Raw genomic sequence first — 22,587 nt, 5'->3', positions numbered from 1 at the left:
GTCACCTTGAGCGACTATCCGCTCAGCCACCCCCTCCACCCCCTCTAAACCGGCCCTCCTCCCTTTGGCACACCTCCTGCTATAGCCCTTGCAGGCTGCGTTTACACGCGCTCCACAAAAACAATTAAACGAAGGATCCTTCAATGGATAACTCCAACGCCCTGCCGCTTGGGTCGGCCGCCGTGCCTGCCAAAGAAAGAACCACCGCCAGCCGGATCAAATCGATCTTCAGCGGCTCGGTCGGCAACATGGTCGAGTGGTATGACTGGTACGTCTACGCCGCGTTTTCCCTGTACTTCGCCAAGTCCTTCTTCCCCGCCGGTTCCTCCACCGCACAGCTGATGAACACCGCCGCGATCTTCGCCGTGGGCTTCCTGATGCGCCCGATCGGTGGCTGGTTGATGGGCCTCTACGCCGACCGCGCCGGTCGTAAACGTGCGCTGATGGCCTCGGTGTACCTGATGTGCTTCGGCTCGCTGCTGATCGCCCTGAGCCCCAACTATGAAACCATCGGCATCGGCGCGCCGATCCTGCTGGTGTTCGCGCGCTTGCTGCAGGGCCTGTCGGTCGGTGGCGAGTACGGCACCTCGGCCACCTACCTCAGCGAGATGGCGACCAAGGAACGTCGCGGCTTCTATTCCAGCTTCCAGTACGTGACCCTGATCTCCGGCCAGCTCATCGCGTTGGCCGTGCTGATCGTGCTGCAACAGACCCTGACCACCGAACAGCTGTACGCCTGGGGCTGGCGCATTCCGTTCGCCATCGGCGCGCTGTGTGCGGTCGTGGCGCTCTACCTGCGTCGTGGCATGGAAGAGACCGAGTCGTTCAACAAGGTCAAGAAAGAGAAAAAAGAAAGCGCCATGCGCACGCTGATGCGCCATCCCAAAGAGCTGATGACCGTGGTCGGCCTGACCATGGGCGGCACCCTGGCGTTCTACACCTACACCACCTACATGCAGAAATACCTGGTGAACACCGTCGGCATGAGCATCACCGACTCCACCAGCATTTCGGCCGCCACACTGTTCCTGTTCATGTGCCTGCAACCGATCATCGGCGGCTTGTCGGATAAGGTCGGTCGTCGGCCGATCCTGATCGCCTTCGGTGTACTGGGCACGCTGTTCACCGTACCGATCCTGACCACCCTGCACACCATCCAGACCTGGTGGGGCGCGTTCTTCCTGATCATGGCGGCGCTGATCATCGTCAGCGGCTACACCTCGATCAACGCGGTGGTCAAAGCCGAACTGTTCCCGACCGAAATCCGTGCCCTGGGCGTTGGCCTGCCGTACGCGCTGACCGTGTCAATCTTCGGCGGCACTGCCGAATACATCGCGCTGTGGTTCAAGAGCATCGGCATGGAAACCGGTTACTACTGGTATGTCACCGCGTGCATCGCCGTGTCGCTGCTGGTGTACGTGACCATGAAAGACACCCGCAAGCATTCGCGGATCGAGACCGACTGACCGTTACATAGAGGTCGTTTGTATCGGCCCCATCGCGGGCAAGCCTTGCTCCTACGGAGATGAGTCGTTCATAAATTTCTCGAACGGCTTAAAAATGCAGGAGCAAGGCTTGCCCGCGATGGGCGCACCTCGATATCAGGACAACTCGGCCACCGCGCGCTTGCCATATTTGTTCTGCGCGTAAGCCGCCCCCGCAATCATCACCACCAGAATCCCCGCCAACACCAGCGACGAGCCGATGGTGCCGAAGTCCAGACCGCCCTTTTCATGGGGTTTGGTCAGGAAGTCGCCCAGGGTTGCGCCGAACGGTCGTGTCAGCACGAATGCCACCCAGAACAGCAGCACCGACGAAAGCCTGGTGAAGTATTTAAGCAACACAACCACCGCGATGGCCGAGCCGATCACCAGCGCACCACCGGCAAAGCCCAGGCCCGAATCGTCGGCCAGGTAATCACCCAGCGCAGTGCCCAGGGTGTTGGAAAACAGAATCGCCATCCAGTAGAACATCTCGCCGCGAAAGGTCTGGACCTTGCTCACGTTCAGCGAGTCGCCGCTCAAGCGCCACGCCGCGAAAATCCCCAGCAGAATCGCAATCAGGATCATCGAACCGGTGGCGTAGCCCAACCCGAGGGTGCGGTCCATGAAGTCGGACATGGTAGTGCCCGCCGTGCTGGTGGACAGAATCACGATCCAGTACAGCACCGGTTTGTAGGTTTTCGACATCAACTGCGTGATCAGGGTCAGCACGAACACGCTGATCAAAATCAGCGAGCTGATGGCATAGCCGACATTAAGGGTCATCGACAGCAAATCACCGGCGGTTTCCCCCAGGGTCGTCGCGCAGATTTTCATCACCCAGAACGCCAGGGTGATTTGAGGCAGCTTATTCATTACGGGTTGAACTCCAGTGGTCGTGGCAGCCGTTTCTCAGGGTGATGGCCGACGCGCAGACTGGCGGCGAAGCGGTGAAAAATAGGTAAGTGCTGTATGAAAAATCTGTCACGCAAGCCAACGAAACGATTAATCACCGGTTAATGCCCGGAATGCATCCTGCCCTTGTCTGATCGATTCATTGCGATGTGCTCACTCGAACCTTGAAAGCGAGAACGCGTCACGGCCTTAACATCAATTTAATCGATATTTACTAGCATTAATTTGCGCTTTTTAATCAATTTATCGAGCGTAAACTCAACCCCATACCCAAGGCACACCACGCCAACGAACCCGGAGCAACCGCCATGAAAACCCCACTGATCCTCGCCCTGACCCTTTCCGTACTGGCCGGTGGCGCCTTCGCCGCCGATGGTTATGACCGCACCGGCTCTGCCGTAGCTGCCGACGGTTACGACCGTACTGGCTCGGCCACTGTTGCTGCGGATGGCTACGACAAAACCGGTTCCGCTACTTTCGCCGCCGACGGCTACGACAAAACCGGCTCAGCCACCTTCGCGGCCGACGGCTACGATCGCACTGGCTCGGCCACCATCAGCTAACCCCCAAACGCGGCATCACAGCCCGGCTTCGGCCGGGCTTAGTCGTTTCTGGGAGACGCACATTCCCTGTAGGAGCGAGGCTTGCCCGCGAAGGCGGCCGGTCTGACACCTCATCGCTGAATGTGCCGCCGCATTCGCGGGCAAGCCCCGCTCCTACAAAAGGCGGCCGGTCTGACACCTCAACGTTGAATGTGCCGCCGCTTTCGCGGGCAAGCCTTGCTCCTACAAAAGGCGGCCGGTCTGACACCTCAACGTTGAATGTGCCGCCGCATTCGCGGGCAAGCCTCGCTCCTACAAATGGCGGCCGGCCTGTTACCTCATCGCTGAATGTGCCGCCGCATTCGCGGGCAAGCCTTGCTCCTACAAAAGGCGGCCGGTCTGACACCTCATCGCTGAATGTGCCGCCGCATTCGCGGGCAAGCCTTGCTCCTACAAAAGGCGGCTGGCCTGTTACCTCATCGCTGAATGTGCCGCCGTCATCGCGGGCAAGCCTTGCTCCTACAGGGTCGCGCTTGCACTATGCGTTTATCCCGAACATCGCCCCAGGAACCCCAAGCATGCGCGACGACATCCACTACTACGAACCCGCCAACGGCCACGGCCTGCCCCATGACCCGTTCAACGCCATCGTCGGCCCGCGTCCCATCGGCTGGATTTCCTCGCAGGATGCCGACGGCCACCTCAACCTGGCGCCCTACAGCTTCTTCAACGCGTTCAACTACATTCCGCCGATCATTGGTTTTTCCAGCGTCGGGCGCAAAGACAGCCTGAACAACATCGAACAGACCGGCGAATTCGCCTGGAACCTGGCCACCCGACCACTCGCCGAGCAGATGAACCAGAGCTGCGCCATGGTTGCGCCCGACACCAATGAATTCGAACTGGCCGGACTCACGCCCGCCGCCTCCAAAATCATTCAGGTGCCACGGGTCGCCGAAAGCCCGGTGTCCTTCGAATGCAAGGTCACGCAGATCATTCAGTTGCAGCGTGCAGACGGGAATGTGGTGCCGAGCTGGCTGATTCTGGGCGAAGTGGTCGCCGTGCATATCGCCAAGTGGCTGTTGAAGGATGGGGTGTACGACACCGCCGCGGCAGAACCGATTCTGCGCGGCGGCGGGCCGGCGGATTACTTTCAGCTGGGGCCAGAGGCCTTGTTCAAGATGTATCGCCCGGGGGCGAAGAAATAACTACCAGATCAAATCGCTGTCTTCGCTGACGCCTTTGAGCTTGGTCAACTCCAACGCCGCTGCTTCATCGGCTTCGCGCGCCGTGGTGAAGGTTTGTTCTTCAAGCAGCTTGTGAAAACGTGGAGCACCGCTGCCACCGATGGCTTTGACGGCGATTGCCGCGTAATAGCCGCCTTCGCGGGGTACTACGGCTGATACGGCTTCGAATGTTTCAAAGGCTTTGCGTGCCATGGTCGCGCATCCTGGCTAAGTTGAGATTGCCGCCATTAAACCCTCAACCGACCAGTTTGTGCACCTGTGCTTTGGTCTGACCGAGCGCCTGAGCTGCCGAGACGTCCTTGAACGTATGAAAATCCAGGCTGTTGACCACCAGGTCCTGCACCAGCTCGGCAAAAATCTGCATGGCGGGGGTGCTGAAGTACGCGGTCATGGCCTGTTGATGGGTCCAGAAACCGGACACCAGCCACAGGTCGGGATCGCATTGCGAGTGTTGCAAGGCAAAGTTCAGGCAACCGCTGGCCGAACGGGATGGCTCGATCAACGCGCTCAGGCGCGCACCGAGTTCCGCCGAGCGCCCGGCGCGGGCACGAACAAAGGCCATATGACTGACGGGAATCTGCGTAGACATGTTCAACCCTCCCAGGAGTTGCGTGGCAGCCAGGGACGGGCTGCGACAGGATCCAAGGTTAGGCGGCGCGCCTTCGTTGCCGTTAGTCGATTCCTGCCGGCTTGTTGCACAATCCTGCGAGGATGGCCAAATCGCGCTGAATCAACGACTTCGACGTGTCCGGACGATGACACAGCGGTTTCAAGCAAGTTTCAGTCCGGCGGCACTGCTCTGGCAGCACCGTGAAATAACCCAATGCAGAATCAGGCAAGCATCAGGCAGGATGTGTCTACCGCTTTGCCTTGCACAAACTTAAGCTCTGCCCATCAACAACGCCTCACCGAGGATGTCCTGCATGTCGTCGTTCGATCACTTTGAAGCCCCGCTGGATGCCGACATGGAGAAACAGCGCGAGGAACTGGCTGCGATCATCCGCCGCAACACCACGGAGGATGGCAATTACGCCACTGCCGTCGATTCGCTGATCATGTCGCGTCACAGCCAGACCCATCAATTTGCCCCGGTACTGGCGCAACCGGCGCTGTGCATCATGGCCCAGGGGCGCAAGGAAGTGCGGCTGGCCGATGAGGTGTTCAATTACGACCCGCTCAATTATCTGGTGGTCTCGGTCTCGATGCCGGTGAGCGGGCGCGTGGTGACTGTCACCTCCGAGGAACCGATCCTCTCCGTGCGGCTGGACATCGACCCGGCGGAAATCACTGCGCTGATCGCCGACGCCGGCCCCATGGGCGTGCCGACCCGGCCGACCGGGCGCGGGTTGTATGTCGAACGGCTGGACGCGGCCATGCTCGACGCGGTGCTGCGCCTGACCCGTTTGATCGACACGCCCAAAGACATCGCCATGCTCGCGCCGCTGATTCGCCGGGAGATTCTGTATCGCCTGTTGCGCAGCCAGCAGGGCCACCGCCTGTATGAAATCGCCATCGCCAACAGCCAGAGCCATCGCATCAGCCAGGCGATCAAATGGCTCAACGGCCACTATGAACAGCCGTTGCGCATCGATGACCTGGCCAAGGAAGTGAACCTGAGCGTGTCGACCCTGCATCACCGCTTCAAGGCGATGACGGCGATGAGTCCGTTGCAGTATCAGAAGCAACTGCGCTTGCAGGAAGCCCGGCGCCTGATGCTGGCCGAAGGGCTGGAAGCGTCGGCGGCGGGGTATCGCGTCGGGTATGAAAGCCCGTCGCAGTTCAGCCGGGAGTACAGCCGGTTGTTTGGCGCACCGCCGCTGCGGGATTTGGCGCGGATGCGGTTGACGGTATAACCGCCCCCTGTAGGAGCGAGGCTTGCCCGCGAAGGCGTCGTGTCAGTCGACATTAATGCTGGCTGACACGACGCCTTCGCGGGCAAGCCTCGCTCCTACAGATTTTGGGGTGTTTTCAGGCGCTGAGTACGCGGCAGGCTTCGGCCGGCAGCGTCACCGACACCGGATTGCCCACACTCAACCCAAACCCCTGACACGGCGTGCTCAGCGCGGTAAACGACACCCCGGAACACTCCACCGTCGTCTCGATCGTCGCGCCGATATCCCGCACAAACGTCACCTTGCCCAGCAAGCGATTCCCCGCCGTGGCCTGTGGCTGCGACAGTTGCAGGTCCTCAGGGCGAATCAGCATCTTGATCTTCTCCCCCACCACGATGCTGCTGCAAATCGGCACTTCCAGGGCATCGCCACCCGGCAATCCAACCTTGCCGTTGCCCAGTGCGGTGGCCGGAAAGATGTTGCCCGAACCGATAAAGTCCGCGACAAATTCATTGGCCGGGTGCCGGTAAATCTCAATCGGCGTCCCCACCTGCTGCACCTTGTGTTCGCCCAATACCACGACGATATCGGCCATGGTCATGGCTTCACGCTGATCGTGGGTCACCATGATGGTGGTGATGTTCAAGCGTTGTTGCAGTTGACGGATTTCCACCTGCATCGACTCACGCAACTTGGCGTCCAGTGCCGACAGCGGCTCATCGAGCAGGAGGATTTTCGGCCGCGAGGCAATCGCCCGGGCAATCGCTACGCGCTGGCGTTGCCCGCCGGACAGTTTCGCCACCGGTCGATCAATCATTTCCTTGAGTTGAATCAGCTCCAGCAACTCCACCACCCGCGCCTGCTGATCAGCCTTGCTCACCCCGCGCAGTTTCAACGGATAGGCGATGTTCTCCCCCACGGTCATGTGTGGAAACAGCGCCAACGATTGGAAGACCATACCGAAGTTGCGCAGGTGCGCCGGGGTATGGCCGATGTCTTCGCCATCCAGGCGGATCTCACCGCCGCTCAGGGTTTCGAGCCCGGCGATCATCCGCAGCAACGTGGTTTTGCCGCAGCCCGACGGGCCGAGGAAACACACCAGTTTGCCCTCGGGCAAATGCAGGTTTACATCCTTTACCGCGCAGGCCGAGCCGTAGTGTTTCTCGACGTTTTCCAGAATCAGACCAGTCATGTTGCACCTCAAGAATCAGAACGAAACGCCACCTTCACCGACCAGCTTCTCCAGCGCCCAGATCAGGACGAAGTCGATCAGCACGATCAGCACGGCAAACGAGAAAACGGTTGGGTCCAGCGATGACACGGTGCGGCTGTACATCCAGATCGGCACGGTCATGACGTCGATGGTGTAGAGGAAATAGGTCACGGTGAATTCGTTGAACGAGACGATGAACGCCAACAGCATCCCCGCCAGAATCCCCGACTTCATCAGCGGTACCACCACATCGATGATCGCCCGGGTCGGCGAGGCACCGAGCATCTGCGCCGCCTCTTCGACTTCGCTGCCGATGGAGAGCATTGCTGCTGTGCAGTTCTTCACCACGAATGGCAGTGCGAGGATCACGTGGGCGATCACCAGCCGCGAGGTGGTGATCTGGAACGGCAGGCTGTCGAACACCAGCAGCAAGGCCAGGCCCAACACCACCATCGGGAACACCAACGGCAACGACATCAATTGCAGCGCCACGGCTTTGCCACGGAACTCGCAACGGGTCAGTGCGTAAGCCGCCGGCACCGCGATAATCGTGGCGAAGACCATGGTCAGGCACGCCACCATCAGGCTGGTGGTCATGGCTTTGCCGAGGCTCAGCACGTCGCTGGCGTCCGGCGAAACAAAGGTGTGCCAGGCCGCGCGATACCATTGCAGGCTGTAGCTGCTCGGCGGGAAGTCGAGGTTCGACGCGCCGCTGAACGACATCACGATCATCGTCAGGATCGGCAACACCGCCAGCAGCAGGATGAAGCCCGACAGGATGCCAGCGAACTTGCCGGTTTCCCCCGGCAGCAGGCCATAACGTTTTTTGCTCAGGGTGCTCATTGCGAAGCCTCCAGCATGCGCCGACGACGGCCGGTGATGTATTCGGACAAGGTCATGATCGCCAGGGTGGTGACAATCAGCACCACACCGGCAGCGGACGCGGCGGGCCAGTTCATCAGCGGGGCGATCTGGTCATGCACCATGACCGCCAGCATCGGCACCCGCCGACCACCGAGCAGCAGCGGCACCACGAAGCTGCTGGCGTTGTAGGCGAACACCAACGTCGCGCCAGTGATGATCCCCGGCAGACTCATCGGCAACACCACTTGGCGGAACACCTGGAAGCGACTGGCGCCCAGTGTCGCGGCGGCTTCTTCATAAGTGCGAGCGACGCCGCGCATGGCGCTGGCAATCGGCAGCACCGCCAGCGGGAACGCGGTTTGCACCAGGCCCATCAACACGCCGTTCTGGTTGTAGAGCAGCATGATCGGGCGCTTGATCAAACCGATGCCCATCAGCGCCTGATTGAGCATCCCCGCCGGGCCGAGAATCACCAACCAGCCGTAGCTTTGCAGCAGCAGGTTGACCAGCAACGGCAGCAGCACCGCCGCGAGGAAAATCCGTCGGATAAACGGCGAAGTCAGGCGCGACATGGTGTACGCCACCGGAATTGCCAGCAGCACCGCGATCACCGCGCTGAACAGCGCCAGACGCAGGGTCAGCATCAGGGATTTGAGGTAATAGGGTTCCAGTAACTGCGCGTAGCTGGCGAGGCTGAACCCGCTCCATTCCGCGCCTTTGGTGCCGACGCTCATGCGCAACACCAAGAGGCTGGCAGCAATCAGCACGCCGAGAAACAGCATCGACGGCGACAAGAAAAGCCAGGCGCGAGTAGTCGGCGACACGCCCCGGCGTGGACGCGCTGGCGCGGCGGCGAGCGGATGAGTCAGAGGTGGTTGGTGTTCCATAGCAAGGGTCTCGTCAATGGAAAGCAGCAAGACTGCGATTTGAGTAACCCTGTGGCGAGGGAGCTTGCTCCCGCTGGGTCGCGAAGCGGCCCCCATCAATCACCGCGTCGATACAGAAAGGGTCGCGGTGTCTGGTTGTACGGCTGCTGCGCAGCCGAGCGGGAGCAAGCTCCCTCGCCACAAAAGGTCTTTCAAACCTCAGAAATCAGGAAGAAAAGATTTCCGTATAACGACGAATCCATTGGTCATGCACAGTGGCCAGGAAGGCGTTGTCGTGCATGATCGCCTTGTCGGCAATCTGCTCTGGCGTGAGGATGAACGGGCTCTTGCGCGCTTCGGCGGAGATGATCGCCTTGGCGTTGACCGGGCCGTTGTAGATGTCTTCGGCCATCTTGCCCTGCACCAGTGGGTCCAGGGAGTGGTTGATGAAGGCGTAGGCCAGGTCGGTGTCGCCGGGGCGATTCTTTGGCATCACCGACAGCATCAGGTCGGTGTAGAACCCTTCCTTCATGCCGAACGTGGCGCCGAGGCCGTAGTTCGGGTCGCGAATCTGTTTCGGGAAAAACGCCGGAGCGTACAGGCCGCCCATGTCCAGGGAACCGGTGCGGAACAGCTCGGCGATCTGGTTCGGGTTTTCACCCAGCGTAACCACGCGGTCCTTCAACTCCGCGAGTTTCTTGAAGCCCGGCTCGATGTTGTGTTCGTCACCCCCGGCCAGTTTGGCGGCGATGATGATCAGGTCCATCGCTTCGGTCCAGTTCGGCGGCGGCAGGAAGATGTTCGGCGCCAGTTCGGCGTCCCACAGTGCGGCGTAGCTGGTTGGCGCTTCGGTCTGGGTGCGGGTGCTGTAGACCAGGCTGTTGCACCACAGCAGGTAACCGATGCCATGACCGTTGGCGCCGGTGCGGTATTTCTCCGGCACGTCCACCAGGTTGGGGATGCGGTTGAGGTCGGGTTTTTCCAGCAAATCGGCGGCGGCCAGGCCTTCGGCGCCGACGCCGGCCAAGGTGATGATGTCGTACTGCGGACGATCACCGCCGGCCTTGAGTTTGGCGACCATTTCCGAGGTGCTACCGGTGCGGTCGGCGATGACCTTGCAGCCGTACTTAGCTTCGAAAGTCGCCGCGATGTTGCGCAGTGCCGCCAACCCGGTGTCATCGGACCAGGTCAGCAGGCGCAGGGTCTTGCCCTGAAAACGGGTGTCGCTGGCATTGGCACGGATGAAGGGCATGCTCATGGCCGCCGCTGCAACCGAAGCCACGCCCACGGTTTTGATGAATTGCCGTCTGTTCAGATCATGCTGGCCCATGAAGGACTCCCTTTGTTTTTGTAAGTATGAGGTTGGTCGCAACCGTTGCATCCGCGTGCTCGGATCAGCTCGAAGCCCCCGGTTTCAAAGGACTTGAGCTGAGCCGACGGGTTTATCCTGAGGTCGTGCAAAACACCTGACTATCGATAAAAACTCATTGAAGCCATGACGCCAGCGCATGCCTCAGAACGAGGCATGCGCTCACCGTTTTCGAGCGCTTAGACGGCTCGAATCACGTGTTTGATTTCCTGGAAAGCCTGCAACCCCCACGGCCCCAACTCGCGGCCGAGGCTGCTCTGCTTGTAGCCACCCCAGGCGGTCTGCGGGAAGATCACTTGCGGCGCGTTGATCCACACCAGCCCCGCTTGCAGGGCGTTGGCGACCCGATCCGCCGCTTCGACATCGCGGCTGACCACGCTGGCGACCAGGCCGAACTGGCTGTCGTTGGCCAGGGCAATCGCCTCGGCTTCGGAGGCAAAACTGCGTACGCAAATCACTGGACCGAAAATCTCTTCACACCACAGCGCACTGTCGAGGGGCACTTCGGTGAAGATCGTCGGCTGCAAAAAATAACCGCGCGGCAGGTCGGCGGGACGATTGCCGCCACAGATCAGCTTGGCGCCAGCGCTCAAGCCGCGATCGATGTGGCCGAGCACGCGCTGGTATTGCGCCTGATTGACCAGTGCACCCATTTCCACCTTCGGGTCGAACGGGTCGGCCACGCGAATCGCTTCGGCCCGGGCCTGCAAACGAATCAGGAATTCATCCGCCACTTCATCGGCGACCAGCACGCGACTGGTGGCCGAACACATCTGGCCGGCGTTGAAGAAACCACCGCCGCAGGCCAGTTCCACGGCCAGGGCGATGTCGGCGTCTTTCAATACCAGCAGCGAAGATTTGCCGCCCAGTTCCAGGCTTACGCCCTTCACGGTTTCAGCGGCGCGCTGCATGACCTGCACGCCCACCGCGTTACTGCCGGTGAAGGAAATCTTGGCGATGCGCGGATCAGCCGACAGCGGCGCACCGACCGCCAGACCGGTGCCGCAAACCAGGTTGAACACGCCTTTGGGCAGGCCAGCCTCGGCGATGATCGCGGCCAGTTCCAGCTCCGGCAGCGGCGTGACTTCCGATGGCTTGAGCACCACACAGCAGCCGGCGGCCAGGGCCGGGGCGAGTTTCCACGCGGTGGTGACCATCGGGAAATTCCACGGCACGATCAACCCGACCACGCCGCACGGTTCACGGCGCAGGCGTGCGCTGAAATCGTCGGTGGGCAGCTCGACGGTGCTGTCTTGCTTGGCATCGAGCCCTTCGGCTAAACCTGCGTAGTACTCGAAGGTGGCGATCACGTCGTCCACATCGATGGCGGCTTCGAACAGCGGCTTGCCGTTGTTGCTCGACTGCAAATGCATCAGTTGCTCGCGACCGGCCGCCACACCGGCGGCGATGCGGCGCAGGATCGCCCCGCGCTCGGTGCCGGTGGTTTTCGACCAGTCCTTGAAGGCGTTGGTCGCAGCGGCTACGGCGTGCTCGACAGCTTTTTCATCGCCGCCGTTTACGGTGGTCAACAGGGCTTCAGTGGCCGGGTTGATCACACGCAGGTGTTCTTTACCAGCGGACCATTGGCCATTGATGTACAGGCCATCCAGCGTGGTTGGGAAGCTCATTTCGACACCGCCTTCATCCACTGGGTCTGATCGATTTCAATCAGGGTCGGGCCCTGACGGTCCGTGGCGGCGCGCAAGGCGCTGCGCAGTTGCTCGACACCGTTGACCGCTTCAGCCGCACAGCCCAGTGCCTTGGCGACACCGATAAAGTCCGGGGTGTAGATGTCCACGCCCACCGGCTCAATGGCGCGGTTGACCATGTACTTTTTGATTTCTTCGTAGCCCTGGTTATTCCACAGCAACACGATCACTGGCGTGCGCGCTTCCACGGCACTGGCCAGTTCCGGCAGGGTGAATTGCAGGCCGCCGTCGCCGATCAGGCACACAACAGGAGGACGCGAACCGCCCTCGACGCTGCCGCCAAGCCACGCACCAATCGCCGCCGGCAAGGCGTAACCCAAGGTGCCGTAACCGGTGGACGAGTTGAACCAGCGGCGCGGACGCTCCGGGTTGAAGGTCAGGTTGCCGGTGTACACCGGTTGGGTCGAATCGCCGACGAACACCGCGTCCGGCAGTTCGTGCAGCACGGTTTCGAGGAAACGGGTTTGAGCCAGGGTCGGCGCATCCCAGGTCGCGGCGAGTTCTTCACGCAAACGCGCAGCGCGTACCTGGCCCCAATCGTTGCGGCGCTCGGCCAACGACTTGTGTGACAGGGCGCTGAGCAGGGCTTGGGCGGCGTTGCGCGAGTCGGACACCAGCGCCACGTGCGGCGGGTAGTTGCGCACGGTCTGGTCCGGATCGATGTCGACGCGCAGCAGTTTGCCGGGGATTTCGAAGCCGCCGGCGAAGGTCACGTCGTAGTCGGTTTCGGCCAGTTCGGTGCCGATGGCCAACACCACATCAGCTTCCGCGACCAGGGCGCGGGTGGCGACCAGGCTTTGGGTCGAGCCGATCAGCAGCGGGTGATTGGATTCGAGCATGCCTTTGGCGTTGATGGTCAACGCAACCGGGGCGTCGAGCAGTTCGGCCAGTTCAGTCAGCTCGGCGGCAGCGTCGATGGCGCCGCCACCGGCCAGGATCAGCGGGCGTTTGGCACCGGCCAGCAGTTCGGTCATGCGCGACACGGCGGTCGGCGCAGCACCGGCGCGGTCGATGTTGACCGGGACGCTGGCAAGCAGATCGTCGGCCTCTTCCACCAGCACGTCTAACGGAATTTCGATGTGCACCGGACGCGGACGCCCGGCCTGGAACAGCGCAAATGCCCGAGCCAATACGCCCGGCAATTCCGACGCCGACATCAGGGTGTGGGAGAACGCCGCCACGCCGCCGACCAAGGCACTCTGGTTTGGCAGCTCGTGGAGCTTGCCGCGACCGCCGCCCAACTGGTTGCGGGTCTGCACGCTGGAGATCACCAGCATCGGGATCGAATCGGCATACGCCTGGCCCATCGCCGTGGTGATGTTGGTCATGCCAGGGCCGGTGATGATGAAGCACACACCCGGCTTGCCACTGGTGCGCGCGTAGCCGTCGGCCATGAAACCGGCGCCCTGTTCGTGACGCGGCGTGACGTGGTTGATGCTCGAACGGGCCAGCCCGCGATACAGCTCAACGGTATGCACCCCGGGAATGCCGAACACCTGCTCGACCCCGTAGTCTTCGAGTAACTTGACCAATACTTCGCCGCACGTCGCCATGTCTTTGCCCTTTTTGTTCGTTTGAGACGCCGGGCCTGCGCAATGTTTATGATGCGAAGGCAAGCCCAGGGATGGCCTCATTGGAACGGGCGACACGTAGCCGCAACAATGGATAAAAAGTCATACTAGCCATGTCCTCACGTCATACCTTGGGTCCTCATGAAACGATTGCCTCCCCTGCCCGCCCTGCACACTTTTCTGATCACGGCACAGTGCTGCAACTTCACCCGGGCCGCCGAGCAGTTGCACATCACCCAGGGCGCGGTCAGTCGGCAGATCGCCGGGCTGGAAGATCACCTCGGTTATGAGCTGTCCATCCGCCAGGCCCGCGGCCTCGATCTGACGGCGCAAGGACGGGAATGGCTGCCACGGGTGCAGCAGATTTTCGGCTTGATCGGCGAGGCGGTGGAGCAGATCGGCGCCAAGCGCGAAACCCTGCAACTCAAGGCCCCGACCTGTGTCATGCGTTGGTTGTTGCCGCGTTTGATGCAATGGCAAAGGGAACGCCCGGACGTGCCGGTGGAGCTGACGACAACGGTTCGGCATGGCGTGGATTTTCATCGTGAGCAGTTCGATGCGGCGGTGATCTACGGCGTACCGCCAGACACATCACTGGCCTCCCATCGGTTGTTCGATGAGCAACTGACGCCGGTGTGTTCCAAGCCGTACCTCGAAGGGCCGGTGCCGTTGCAGGTGCCGGAGGATCTGGAACAACACATGTTGCTGCACCCGACTCGCGATGAACGGGATTGGAAAGCGTGGCTGGCCTCGGCGGATGTTCAGTTGAGCAATGTCGGCAAGGGCCAGCATTTCGAAACGCTGGACCTTGCGATGTCGATGGCGTCCCAGGGGACAGGCGTGGCGATTGGCGATTGGTCGCTGATTGGTGACGATTTGCAGGCCGGTCGATTGGTCATGCCATTTGAATTGAAAGTACGCACGGGGTTGGCGTACTACCTTGTCCACCCACTGAGACCGACCCCGAGCGCACCGCTGGCTGAATTGCTGGACTGGCTACAAGCCCAGGCCCACGACCTGTCATGAACCTGGGCGCCATTGCACCCTGTGGCGATCAGCGCCAGGTAATGCTCTTGAGATAATCGAGCATCGTTTTATGGCGTCCGGCCAGGTTCTGGATCGATGACGCGTCTTGAATCTGTTGCGGATGGCTTGACAGAATAAAACGCTCAAACGCAGATTGGATCTTTTCCGCCTCTTGCAACCAGTTGCGAGTGATCTGATCGAGGCCGCGAATAGCTTCAAGTTTTTCCAGCTTACTGTTCTGCTCGCCGATCTGCGCCTCAATGGTAGCCAGTTCCTGGCGCACACCTTCGAGTCGGCCGCGCACACCCTCTCTTGCCTGGGTGAGGTTGGCGTAGAGGCGCCCTTCTTCGATGCCTTGCAAGTTACCTTTGAGTCGCTTGAGCACCAGTTCGAGGAACTCGCGATCAGGCTTGCGGGTAGCCACCAATTTAAGCGCAGCTTCTATCTCTTCTGCGCTGGGGATCTGTTTATTGAAGATCTCCAGCCAGCCCGGAGCATTGAACTGCGAGATCTGCAGATCAATGTCGCTTTTCTCCTGCTCAAGCTTTGTGCGGTCATCAGTGAGCACACTCTGAGTCTGGCGCAAACGGGCGAGGTGCGCCGATTCGATTCGATCAAGATCGATTCCAACGTCGGCGAAACGAACCCCGGCCAAGTTGGGCAATGCCCGGCGCAGGTATTCGGTCGCGGTGTTCAAAGGCAGCAGCGCCGCTTCGACCCGACGCACGCAATACTTCACCAGTTCCTCAATTTTCTCTGCCCGTACCCCGGCCGCCACCGTGGTATTGCCCAGGATCTCGTCAACGCGCACCAGAATATTGTTGAACCCGACATTGGTCAGGGCAGCGATTGCTCGCTTGATATCTTCGCCCAAGTGCTGATCGTCGGCGTTGAGTTGGTCCCGAAGATAAAGGCTCTTCTCCTGGACGGCCGGTAAGTGCACAAAGGTTTTATCCGCCACTATCAAGTTGAAATGGCTTTGCGCGGCCTTCATCACCACCCTGTTCGGTAGTGCATAGCCATTCCTATCGTCAAGCGTATTAGCAGTCATAATATTTTTCATCCTTGAAGTATTTAACCAACCATTCAACCAACAACTTCGTTAAAAACCCTGGACAACGCATTGGCATGCCCTTGAATGACACCCCAGGGTTCAATCACTGAATGTAAATCCAGCACCAGCATGCCCAGATCAAGCTCATTATCGAGTTGCAACAATCGATCGGAGGATTCTTCAATACTCACCCAAATAATGGCCCATACATCTTCCAGATTTTTAGCACCGCGCTCAGCGTCACTCATCAGGATTTTCATATCGCTTAGCCGCCCTCCCACTTGATTCAAAAGTTGTGAAAAGCGCGTCTTGCCCATTTTACCCAGCAGTTCGTCCCGATTGGCCAACAGGGTATTTTTCTGTGACCTGACCTTTTCGGCCTGGGATCCGAAGATCCCCCCGGTAATGGCAACCCCGATAGGACCAAACACCAGGCCGGCAAAGGAATAACCGACCAGGTTGTTGTACTCGGCGATTTTTTCCGCGATGTGTGCATCCAGTTCTTTCAGTTGAGCCCTGAGCGCTTCCTCCTGGGCTGGCGCTTCGATACCTGCCTGTTCAACATAGCCCAGCGTGGCCACGACTGCAGGTAGGAGATCTTCTGTTATTTTGCGTGAAAATTCTGAAGCTAACGCTTTGACCGCACTGACACGCTGATAAAAACTCTCGATATCGTTTTTCATTCGCGTGAAATACTTGGCCAGGTTTTGCACCCTTTCGCTGTCGGAGTTGCCCAGGGGAACGGCTGCCAACGCCGCCCGCTCGGCATCATTGAGCGTATGGATCGTACCGCTCAGATCCTTGTAGCCGGCGAAGCTCTTCAAATGCTCGACCACCTGGATTCCGCTGTTTATAAACCCTTTGGAGAAGAGATCCAGACGGCTTCCGAGGTCCTTGGTGTCGCGTTCCAACGTTCCCCAGGAAAGCGCATGTTGATGAATGCGCTGGTGCAGTAACTGGATGTCTCGCGGCTCCAGGCCCTTGACCGTGGATTCGGTGTAACCCAGCAGTTTCTCGACTGCGCCAAGGTCCACCGGCAGGCGCAGACTTGCGCTGACATAACGTTTGATATCAATAATGTTGTGTTTCTGAACAATGAAAGTTCCGTCTTTGTAAGTCGACGCTTCAGCACCGGCCATGACGCCAAAGTATTGCACGGGCACATACTTTGCCGCTTCGGCCATAGTGTCCACGCCCTCCAACTCGGCCACGGCTTGATGTGCCACACGCCTTAATTCATTTTGTAACGCTTGCTTTTTATCGATCAGCATAAAAGACCCAATTAAAAAACCACAACACAATTAATAGATACGCTTGCAGAGCGACTTGTTATTCAGCGCCTACAATATATAACGCGAGATCACACTAACCTGCTGAAGTGGACTATTCAACTACGCCCGAGGAGGCAAACACTGTAGGAAAGCAAACCCCTTTCATGAATGATTTTTAACCCCACGAAAGACTGCGCGCTTAATAACGATTGCAAACCGACAGCACCCAATGCATTGCCCCCAATGAATATTGGCAGGTACGACGCCGATACCAATACCGTTTATTTTCAACCCACAAAAAAAAGCACACGTCACTTGCGTGACGTGTGCCTGATGTTGCTCTATGTATCAGTAACCAACTGTAAATCGCTGACGTGCAAAAACATGTTTTTCAACTTCATCAATGATCGCAATGGCGTAATCGGCAAATGTAATCCAACTGCGACCGTCGGCACTGACCAGCAAATCATCCTTGCCGAGACGAAACTTGCCGGTGCGTTCACCTTCAACAAACTCCGCCGACGGCGACACGAAGGTCCAGTCCAGTTCCTGTTCCTGGCGCAGATTCTCCAGGAACAACGCCCCGGCACTCGCTTCAGCCTTGTACTCCTCGGGGAAACCTTCGCTGTCGATCACGCGACCGCCATTGGGCAGCAACAACGAACCGGCCCCTCCCACCACCAACAGCCGTTTAACCCCGGCCTTCTTCACCGGCCCGATCACGGCGCTGGCCGGCAGGGTCGCGAAGTGTGCGGCGCTGATCACCACGTCATGTCCGGCGACCGCCGCTTGCAAGGCGTCGGCATCCAGCGCATCGACGGTCTTGCTGACCACACCGTCGCGCTGGCCGATCTTCGAGGTATCACGGGCGATGGCGGTAACGCGGTGACCGCGACGCAGGGCTTCTTCCAACAATTGGCTACCGGCGCGACCGGTGGCACCGATGATTGCGATTTTGCTCATGACGTTCTCCAGTGGGCTTGAATGTGTCTGTATAGATCGTTCCCACGCTCTGCGTGGGAATGCCTCAACGGACGCTCCGCGTTCGGCTGTTGATGGGACGCGGAGCGTCCCGGGCTGCATTCCCACGCTGAGCGTGGGAACAATCAGTCGATCAGGTGCGGCGGGTTACCACTTCATCTCGCCCTTGGCGACTTTGGCGCTCAGCTCCAGCGAGCTTTCCTCGCCCAGTGTCGGGTAGCGTTTTTTCATCGCTGCAATCAGCGCGGCAGAATCCTTGGCCTTGGCCGTTTCTTCGTCGAACGCCTTGATGTACTCGGCAGTGAATTGCACGGCCGCCAGGGACCGCGCGCTCTCACCCAGGTAGTGACCCGGCACGATGGTTTTCGGTTTCAGGGTTTCAATCGAATGCAGCGTAGTCAACCAATCGGCATGGGACTGCGCGGTCTGTGTATCCGCCATCCATACGTGGATGTTTTCCGCGACCACCACACCACCGACCACAGCCTTGATCGACGGGATCCACACAAAGCTGCGATCCGGTTGCTTGCCGTCCAGGCCCACCACCTGCAATTTCTGCCCTTCGAGCATCAGGCTGTCGCCCTTGAGCACACCCGGCACGATGGTTTTGGCGGGCACGTCAGCGCCCATTTTCGGGCCCCAGAAGGCGAGTTTGCCGTCGACGGTTTGCTTGATGTGGTCTACGGTCGGTTGCGAGGCCAGCACTTTGGCGTTCGGGAACGCGGCGGTCAGGGTGTCGAGGCCGAAGTAGTAATCCGGGTCACCGTGGCTGATGTAGATGGTGGTCAGTTGTTTGCCGCTGGCGCGGATCTTCTGCACCACTTGCTCGGCCTGGGATTTGCCGAACTGCGCATCCACCAGGATTGCGTCTTTCTCGCCGCTGACCAGCACCGAGGTCACCGGGAAAATCGCCTTGTCGCCCGGGTTGTAAACATCCAGGGTCAGGGTCGATGCGGCTGCCGCGTGAGCAGCAAAGCCGAGGGTGGCGGTTGCCAGGAGAATGCGCTTGATTGCGGTGAAACCGATCATCTGTTGCTCCGTTGTCCAAATGCCGTGCGGCGATGGGGGCAGAGCTTAGTTGCCAATCTCAGTACAAAAAATGCGATGCTGGAACATAGTTTGTTTCTAAAAGTGGGCAAATCATGGATCGTCTTCAAGCAATGCAGGTGTTTGTCTCGGTAGTGGACCTGGGCAGCCAATCGGCGGCGGCCGATCACCTGGACCTGTCGCGGCCGGTGGTGTCACGTTATCTGGCGGAGCTGGAAGATTGGGTCGGCGCCCGGCTGATGCACCGCACCACGCGCAAGTTGAGCCTGACCGCGGCAGGCAGCGAGATCCTGCCGCGCTGTCGGCAGATGCTCGACCTGACCACCGACATGCAAGCCGCCATCAGCGAACCGGACGAAGCACCCCGTGGCCTGCTGCGGATCAGCGTCAGCACCTCGTTCGGCCAGGCGCAACTGGCGGACGCCATGGCCGCGTACGTCAAGCGCTACCCCGGCGTCAGCATCGACATGCAGATGATCGACCGCACGGTGAACCTGGTGGACGAACGCATCGACCTGGCGATCCGCACCAGCAATGACCTCGACCCGAACCTGATCGCCCGGCGCCTGACCGTGTGCCGCTCGGTGATCTGCGCCTCCCCGGCGTATCTGGAAGAACATCCGGCACCACAACGGGTCGAGGACTTGAGCCAGCATAATTGCCTGACCCACTCCTACTTCGGCAAAAGCCTGTGGCATTTCGAGCAGGACGGCGAACAGGTATCGGTGCCGGTGCAGGGCAACATCAGCGCCAACGAGGCCAGCACCCTGCTGCGCGCCACCATGGCCGGCGCCGGCATCGCGATGCTGCCGAGCTACCAGGCCGGCGTGCACATCCACAGCGGCGAACTGATCCGCTTGCTGGCGCATGCCGAGCCGCGGCAGATGAACATGTACGCGGTGTATGCCTCACGCAAACACATGCCGTCGACGATGCGCAGCATGCTCGACTTCCTGGTGCTCAGATTTCCCGAAGAGCCTGAATGGGATAGAGGCAGCTACTAGCTTTGAGCTGCAAGCTGCAAGTTGGAAGCGCGTTGCTTGTAGCTTGTAGCTTGTAGCTTGTAGCTTGCGGCTGCCCCTGTCTGACCTATGCTGAATGTAAGTACCCAAGGGTATTCGTTCAGAGGTCAACGCCATGAACATCAGAACAAGAAGATACCTCGCCATTTTCATCACCTGCGCGGCGACGTTGGCGCTGTATGGCACTGCGGCCTGGCGGGTCGAGCAGTTGCGCAACCTGCCCCGTGAGTTCGCCAGCTGCAACTACGAGCGCTGTATCCCCCACAACGCGACCCTCAACGCCCTTCGCTAGTGAAGAACGTCAGGCCTCGTTGTCCTGATCGGCCTTCAAACGGTCGCGGAAGGCCTTGGGTGAGATCCCCACGCGACGCCTGAAAAGACGCGTGAAATTGGTCGGATCGGAAAACCCCAACACGTCAGACATTTCATAAATAGTCATGCTGGTGTAGGTCAGCAGGCGCTTGGCTTCCAGCAATTGGCGCTCGTGCATGATCTGCAACGCCGGTTGCCCCGCCAGCTCACGGCAGGTGCCGTTGAGGTGCGACACGGAAATCCCCAGCCGATGGGCCAGGTCCTCGACCTTGACGTGCTGGCGGTACGTCTCTTCCACCAGTTGAATAAAGCCGTTGAGGTATTCCCGGGCGCGCTGCGGGCGCTGGCTGGCGTTGCGGCGCTGGATCACCTGGCGGCTGACCCAGACCATGATCACGCTGACCAGCGAATGCATGAGCATTTCCCGGGCCGGTTGATGGCCGGTGTATTCGCTTTGCAACGCCGAAAACAGACTGTTGAGGTACTCGCTGTCCTTGCCCGCCGGATAGCTTTCGGCCTGGGCCAGAGCGTTCTCCGAATTACCCAGTTGTGACTGCAAATGCGCCACCAAGGGTGCGGCCAAGGTCACGACAAACCCTTCGACATCCTCGGAAAAACGATAACCGTGCACCGACAGCGGCGGCAGGATCAGCATCGCCGGGTCGGTCAATTGCGTGCGTTTACCTTCGATTTCAAGCTCTGCCTGACCTTTGAAAACGAAGAGTAACTGGCACAGATCAGCGTGGCGGTGGGGTTTGATTTCCCATTGATGTTCGCGACTGCGTTTGGAAATGGTTTCACAGTGCAGCAAGTCGGGGGTCGGCCAGTCCAGGCTTTCACCGTAGAGCTTGAACACCGGAATCGAAGGCAGGTCAGGCTTGTTCATCACTTCAATCCAGGCCTCGGGGTAGACGGGGCGATAATCGCACCGATTGGCAGAATGTACAGGTATCGGCTCAGTTTTCACCTTCAATTGACAGACTCGCAAGGGAAAAATGCAAGCACTCGATCCATAAAAATTATTCACCGGCTCTGGTCGCGTGACACTTGCGAGTCATAAAAACAATGAAAACGCTGAAGACCCAAATCGCCATCATTGGTGCCGGCCCCTCCGGTTTATTGCTCGGCCAATTGCTGCACAACGCCGGCATCGACACCCTCATTCTTGAACGCCAGACACCGGATTATGTACTCGGCCGAATCCGCGCCGGAGTCCTTGAACAAGGCATGGTAGAGCTGTTGCGCCAGGCCGGCGTGGGTCAGCGCATGGACGCCGAAGGACTGGTGCATGGCGGCTTCGACCTCGCCCTCGATGGCCGCCAGGTTCACATCGACCTGCACGCCCTGACCGGTGGCAAAACCGTGATGATCTACGGCCAGACCGAAGTCACCCGCGACCTGATGGCCGCCCGTCGGGACGCTGGCGCACAGACGATTTATCAAGCAAGCAATGTCGTTCCCCATGGCATGAAAAGCGACGAAGCCTTTGTCACGTTCGAAAAGGATGGCGAGACGTATCGCCTTGATTGCGACTACATCGCCGGTTGCGACGGCTTCCATGGCGTGGCCCGGCAATCGATTCCCGCCGAGTGCCTGAAAGTCTTCGAACGGGTCTATCCGTTCGGCTGGCTGGGGATTTTGGCCGACACGCCGCCGGTCCACGAAGAACTGGTCTACGCCCGCCACGAACGCGGGTTCGCGCTGTGCAGCATGCGTTCAGCGACTCGCACCCGTTATTACCTGCAAGTGCCGGTCGAGGAGAGCGTCGAGGATTGGTCCGATCAACGCTTCTGGGACGAGCTCAAATCCCGTCTGCCCCGGGCGCTGGCGGACAAACTGGTCACCGGGCCGTCCATCGAGAAAAGCATCGCGCCGCTGCGCAGTTTTGTCGTGGAACCGATGCAATACGGGCGGATGTTCCTGGTCGGTGATGCGGCGCACATCGTCCCGCCCACCGGCGCCAAGGGCCTGAACCTGGCCGCCAGCGACGTCAGCACGCTGTTCAATATTCTGCTGAAGGTGTACCGCGACGGGCGTGTGGATTTGCTGGAAAAGTATTCGCAAATCTGCCTGCGCCGGGTGTGGAAAGCCGAGCGGTTTTCCTGGTGGATGACCTCGATGCTGCACCATTTCGAGGAGCACGATGCCTTCAGCCAGCGCATCAGCGCATCGGAGCTGGACTACTTTGTGAACTCCGAGGCGGGTCGAAAAACTATTGCAGAAAATTACGTCGGGCTTCCATACGAGGCTATCGAATAGCCTGCT

22 protein-coding genes are annotated in these 22,587 nt (G+C 59.7%); 8 read left to right on the top strand and 14 right to left on the bottom strand.

Going from position 1 to position 22,587, the window contains the following annotated elements:
• The first annotated feature begins 143 nt into the window (after window positions 1-143).
• Entirely contained in the window at window positions 144-1,466 is a 1,323-nt protein-coding gene (locus tag ACZ89E_RS29690) for an MFS transporter (RefSeq protein ID WP_149657931.1), read from the top strand.
• Between the two features lie 135 nt (window positions 1,467-1,601).
• Here ACZ89E_RS29690 and ACZ89E_RS29685 read toward each other — a convergent pair whose 3' ends face one another.
• On the bottom strand, window positions 1,602-2,357 hold the full coding sequence (locus tag ACZ89E_RS29685) for a COG4705 family protein (RefSeq protein ID WP_149657932.1): 756 nt from the start codon (window positions 2,355-2,357) through the stop codon (window positions 1,602-1,604).
• Between the two features lie 347 nt (window positions 2,358-2,704).
• Between ACZ89E_RS29685 and ACZ89E_RS29680 the strand changes: the two genes are divergently transcribed.
• Both ACZ89E_RS29680 and ACZ89E_RS29675 read left to right on the top strand, forming a co-directional pair.
• Window positions 2,705-2,959: a hypothetical protein gene (locus tag ACZ89E_RS29680; RefSeq protein ID WP_149657933.1), complete on the top strand. Its 255-nt coding sequence runs from the start codon at window positions 2,705-2,707 to the stop codon at window positions 2,957-2,959.
• A 557-nt stretch (window positions 2,960-3,516) separates the two neighbouring features.
• The gene (locus tag ACZ89E_RS29675; RefSeq protein WP_149657934.1) at window positions 3,517-4,146 is read left to right on the top strand and encodes a flavin reductase family protein; all 630 of its coding nucleotides are present in this window, start codon (window positions 3,517-3,519) and stop codon (window positions 4,144-4,146) included.
• Here ACZ89E_RS29675 and ACZ89E_RS29670 read toward each other — a convergent pair whose 3' ends face one another.
• A complete protein-coding gene (locus ACZ89E_RS29670; protein ID WP_149657935.1) occupies window positions 4,147-4,377 on the bottom strand; it encodes a hypothetical protein in 231 nt (76 codons plus the stop codon). It lies immediately after the preceding gene.
• 43 nt (window positions 4,378-4,420) lie between these two features.
• Window positions 4,421-4,774: a putative quinol monooxygenase gene (locus ACZ89E_RS29665; protein ID WP_149657936.1), complete on the bottom strand. Its 354-nt coding sequence runs from the start codon at window positions 4,772-4,774 to the stop codon at window positions 4,421-4,423.
• Window positions 4,775-5,108: 334 nt separating this feature from the next.
• On the opposite strand from ACZ89E_RS29665, the gene ACZ89E_RS29660 reads away from it, so the two are divergent.
• Entirely contained in the window at window positions 5,109-6,038 is a 930-nt protein-coding gene (locus tag ACZ89E_RS29660) for an AraC family transcriptional regulator (protein ID WP_149657937.1), read from the top strand.
• Between the two features lie 115 nt (window positions 6,039-6,153).
• Here ACZ89E_RS29660 and ACZ89E_RS29655 read toward each other — a convergent pair whose 3' ends face one another.
• From ACZ89E_RS29655 to ACZ89E_RS29630, 6 genes are all read right to left on the bottom strand, one after another.
• Window positions 6,154-7,209, bottom strand: coding sequence for an ABC transporter ATP-binding protein (locus ACZ89E_RS29655; protein ID WP_463258318.1), 1,056 nt, complete (start codon window positions 7,207-7,209; stop codon window positions 6,154-6,156).
• A gap of 15 nt (window positions 7,210-7,224) precedes the next feature.
• On the bottom strand, window positions 7,225-8,073 hold the full coding sequence (locus ACZ89E_RS29650) for an ABC transporter permease (protein ID WP_123409336.1): 849 nt from the start codon (window positions 8,071-8,073) through the stop codon (window positions 7,225-7,227).
• Complete coding sequence (locus ACZ89E_RS29645) at window positions 8,070-8,981, bottom strand: ABC transporter permease (RefSeq protein ID WP_149657939.1); 912 nt, start codon at window positions 8,979-8,981, stop codon at window positions 8,070-8,072. Before ACZ89E_RS29645 ends, ACZ89E_RS29650 begins: the two co-directional genes overlap by 4 nt.
• Window positions 8,982-9,186: 205 nt before the next feature.
• Window positions 9,187-10,290 carry an ABC transporter substrate-binding protein gene (locus ACZ89E_RS29640; RefSeq protein WP_123409338.1) on the bottom strand — a complete coding sequence of 368 codons (1,104 nt, stop codon included), beginning with the start codon at window positions 10,288-10,290 and terminating at the stop codon, window positions 9,187-9,189.
• A gap of 218 nt (window positions 10,291-10,508) precedes the next feature.
• A complete protein-coding gene (locus ACZ89E_RS29635; RefSeq protein WP_476256917.1) occupies window positions 10,509-11,957 on the bottom strand; it encodes an aldehyde dehydrogenase family protein in 1,449 nt (482 codons plus the stop codon).
• Window positions 11,954-13,591 carry a 5-guanidino-2-oxopentanoate decarboxylase gene (locus tag ACZ89E_RS29630; protein ID WP_149657941.1) on the bottom strand — a complete coding sequence of 546 codons (1,638 nt, stop codon included), beginning with the start codon at window positions 13,589-13,591 and terminating at the stop codon, window positions 11,954-11,956. Before ACZ89E_RS29630 ends, ACZ89E_RS29635 begins: the two co-directional genes overlap by 4 nt.
• A 159-nt stretch (window positions 13,592-13,750) precedes the next feature.
• Here ACZ89E_RS29630 and ACZ89E_RS29625 point away from each other — a divergent pair, with 159 nt between their 5' ends.
• Window positions 13,751-14,635 carry a LysR substrate-binding domain-containing protein gene (locus ACZ89E_RS29625; protein ID WP_476256916.1) on the top strand — a complete coding sequence of 295 codons (885 nt, stop codon included), beginning with the start codon at window positions 13,751-13,753 and terminating at the stop codon, window positions 14,633-14,635.
• 28 nt (window positions 14,636-14,663) lie between these two features.
• On the opposite strand, the gene ACZ89E_RS29620 is transcribed toward ACZ89E_RS29625, so the two are convergent.
• From ACZ89E_RS29620 to ACZ89E_RS29605, 4 genes are all read right to left on the bottom strand, one after another.
• Complete coding sequence (locus ACZ89E_RS29620; RefSeq protein WP_476256915.1) at window positions 14,664-15,686, bottom strand: alpha-xenorhabdolysin family binary toxin subunit B; 1,023 nt, start codon at window positions 15,684-15,686, stop codon at window positions 14,664-14,666.
• Window positions 15,687-15,721: 35 nt separating this feature from the next.
• Window positions 15,722-16,960 (bottom strand): alpha-xenorhabdolysin family binary toxin subunit A, encoded by a 1,239-nt coding sequence (locus ACZ89E_RS29615; protein ID WP_476256914.1) that lies wholly within the window; start codon window positions 16,958-16,960, stop codon window positions 15,722-15,724.
• A gap of 348 nt (window positions 16,961-17,308) precedes the next feature.
• Window positions 17,309-17,923, bottom strand: a complete 615-nt coding sequence (locus ACZ89E_RS29610) for an NAD(P)-dependent oxidoreductase (protein ID WP_476256913.1) — start codon at window positions 17,921-17,923, stop codon at window positions 17,309-17,311.
• A 165-nt stretch (window positions 17,924-18,088) separates the two neighbouring features.
• Window positions 18,089-18,970, bottom strand: coding sequence for an MBL fold metallo-hydrolase (locus ACZ89E_RS29605; protein ID WP_149657946.1), 882 nt, complete (start codon window positions 18,968-18,970; stop codon window positions 18,089-18,091).
• Between the two features lie 113 nt (window positions 18,971-19,083).
• On the opposite strand from ACZ89E_RS29605, the gene ACZ89E_RS29600 reads away from it, so the two are divergent.
• Complete coding sequence (locus ACZ89E_RS29600) at window positions 19,084-19,992, top strand: LysR family transcriptional regulator (protein ID WP_463258326.1); 909 nt, start codon at window positions 19,084-19,086, stop codon at window positions 19,990-19,992.
• Window positions 19,993-20,125: 133 nt separating this feature from the next.
• Window positions 20,126-20,302 (top strand): hypothetical protein, encoded by a 177-nt coding sequence (locus tag ACZ89E_RS29595; RefSeq protein ID WP_166656028.1) that lies wholly within the window; start codon window positions 20,126-20,128, stop codon window positions 20,300-20,302.
• Between the two features lie 9 nt (window positions 20,303-20,311).
• Here ACZ89E_RS29595 and ACZ89E_RS29590 read toward each other — a convergent pair whose 3' ends face one another.
• Window positions 20,312-21,208 (bottom strand): helix-turn-helix domain-containing protein, encoded by an 897-nt coding sequence (locus ACZ89E_RS29590; protein WP_149657948.1) that lies wholly within the window; start codon window positions 21,206-21,208, stop codon window positions 20,312-20,314.
• Window positions 21,209-21,396: 188 nt separating this feature from the next.
• Here ACZ89E_RS29590 and pobA point away from each other — a divergent pair, with 188 nt between their 5' ends.
• Window positions 21,397-22,581, top strand: a complete 1,185-nt coding sequence (gene pobA / locus ACZ89E_RS29585; RefSeq protein ID WP_372242330.1) for a 4-hydroxybenzoate 3-monooxygenase — start codon at window positions 21,397-21,399, stop codon at window positions 22,579-22,581.
• The last annotated feature ends 6 nt before the right edge of the window (window positions 22,582-22,587 follow it).

The organism is Pseudomonas sp. TE3899 (assembly GCF_056279105.1).
The sequence above is the reverse complement of the archived record's forward strand: the minus strand, read 5'-3'. Positions and strand labels throughout refer to the sequence as shown.

Bases quoted from the DNA above. Each gene is read 5' to 3' on its own strand.
- ACZ89E_RS29645 (WP_149657939.1), bottom strand. From the start codon at position 8,981: ATGGAACACCAACCACCTCTGACTCATCCGCTCGCCGCCGCGCCAGCG.
- ACZ89E_RS29690 (WP_149657931.1), top strand. From the start codon at position 144: ATGGATAACTCCAACGCCCTGCCGCTTGGGTCGGCCGCCGTGCCTGCC.
- ACZ89E_RS29685 (WP_149657932.1), bottom strand. From the start codon at position 2,357: ATGAATAAGCTGCCTCAAATCACCCTGGCGTTCTGGGTGATGAAAATC.
- ACZ89E_RS29650 (WP_123409336.1), bottom strand. From the start codon at position 8,073: ATGAGCACCCTGAGCAAAAAACGTTATGGCCTGCTGCCGGGGGAAACC.
- ACZ89E_RS29665 (WP_149657936.1), bottom strand. From the start codon at position 4,774: ATGTCTACGCAGATTCCCGTCAGTCATATGGCCTTTGTTCGTGCCCGC.
- ACZ89E_RS29600 (WP_463258326.1), top strand. From the start codon at position 19,084: ATGGATCGTCTTCAAGCAATGCAGGTGTTTGTCTCGGTAGTGGACCTG.
- ACZ89E_RS29630 (WP_149657941.1), bottom strand. From the start codon at position 13,591: ATGGCGACGTGCGGCGAAGTATTGGTCAAGTTACTCGAAGACTACGGG.
- ACZ89E_RS29680 (WP_149657933.1), top strand. From the start codon at position 2,705: ATGAAAACCCCACTGATCCTCGCCCTGACCCTTTCCGTACTGGCCGGT.
- ACZ89E_RS29655 (WP_463258318.1), bottom strand. From the start codon at position 7,209: ATGACTGGTCTGATTCTGGAAAACGTCGAGAAACACTACGGCTCGGCC.
- ACZ89E_RS29615 (WP_476256914.1), bottom strand. From the start codon at position 16,960: ATGCTGATCGATAAAAAGCAAGCGTTACAAAATGAATTAAGGCGTGTG.
- ACZ89E_RS29595 (WP_166656028.1), top strand. From the start codon at position 20,126: ATGAACATCAGAACAAGAAGATACCTCGCCATTTTCATCACCTGCGCG.
- ACZ89E_RS29610 (WP_476256913.1), bottom strand. From the start codon at position 17,923: ATGAGCAAAATCGCAATCATCGGTGCCACCGGTCGCGCCGGTAGCCAA.
- ACZ89E_RS29660 (WP_149657937.1), top strand. From the start codon at position 5,109: ATGTCGTCGTTCGATCACTTTGAAGCCCCGCTGGATGCCGACATGGAG.
- ACZ89E_RS29675 (WP_149657934.1), top strand. From the start codon at position 3,517: ATGCGCGACGACATCCACTACTACGAACCCGCCAACGGCCACGGCCTG.
- ACZ89E_RS29620 (WP_476256915.1), bottom strand. From the start codon at position 15,686: ATGACTGCTAATACGCTTGACGATAGGAATGGCTATGCACTACCGAAC.
- ACZ89E_RS29590 (WP_149657948.1), bottom strand. From the start codon at position 21,208: ATGAACAAGCCTGACCTGCCTTCGATTCCGGTGTTCAAGCTCTACGGT.
- ACZ89E_RS29670 (WP_149657935.1), bottom strand. From the start codon at position 4,377: ATGGCACGCAAAGCCTTTGAAACATTCGAAGCCGTATCAGCCGTAGTA.
- ACZ89E_RS29605 (WP_149657946.1), bottom strand. From the start codon at position 18,970: ATGATCGGTTTCACCGCAATCAAGCGCATTCTCCTGGCAACCGCCACC.
- ACZ89E_RS29635 (WP_476256917.1), bottom strand. From the start codon at position 11,957: ATGAGCTTCCCAACCACGCTGGATGGCCTGTACATCAATGGCCAATGG.
- ACZ89E_RS29640 (WP_123409338.1), bottom strand. From the start codon at position 10,290: ATGGGCCAGCATGATCTGAACAGACGGCAATTCATCAAAACCGTGGGC.
- ACZ89E_RS29625 (WP_476256916.1), top strand. From the start codon at position 13,751: ATGAAACGATTGCCTCCCCTGCCCGCCCTGCACACTTTTCTGATCACG.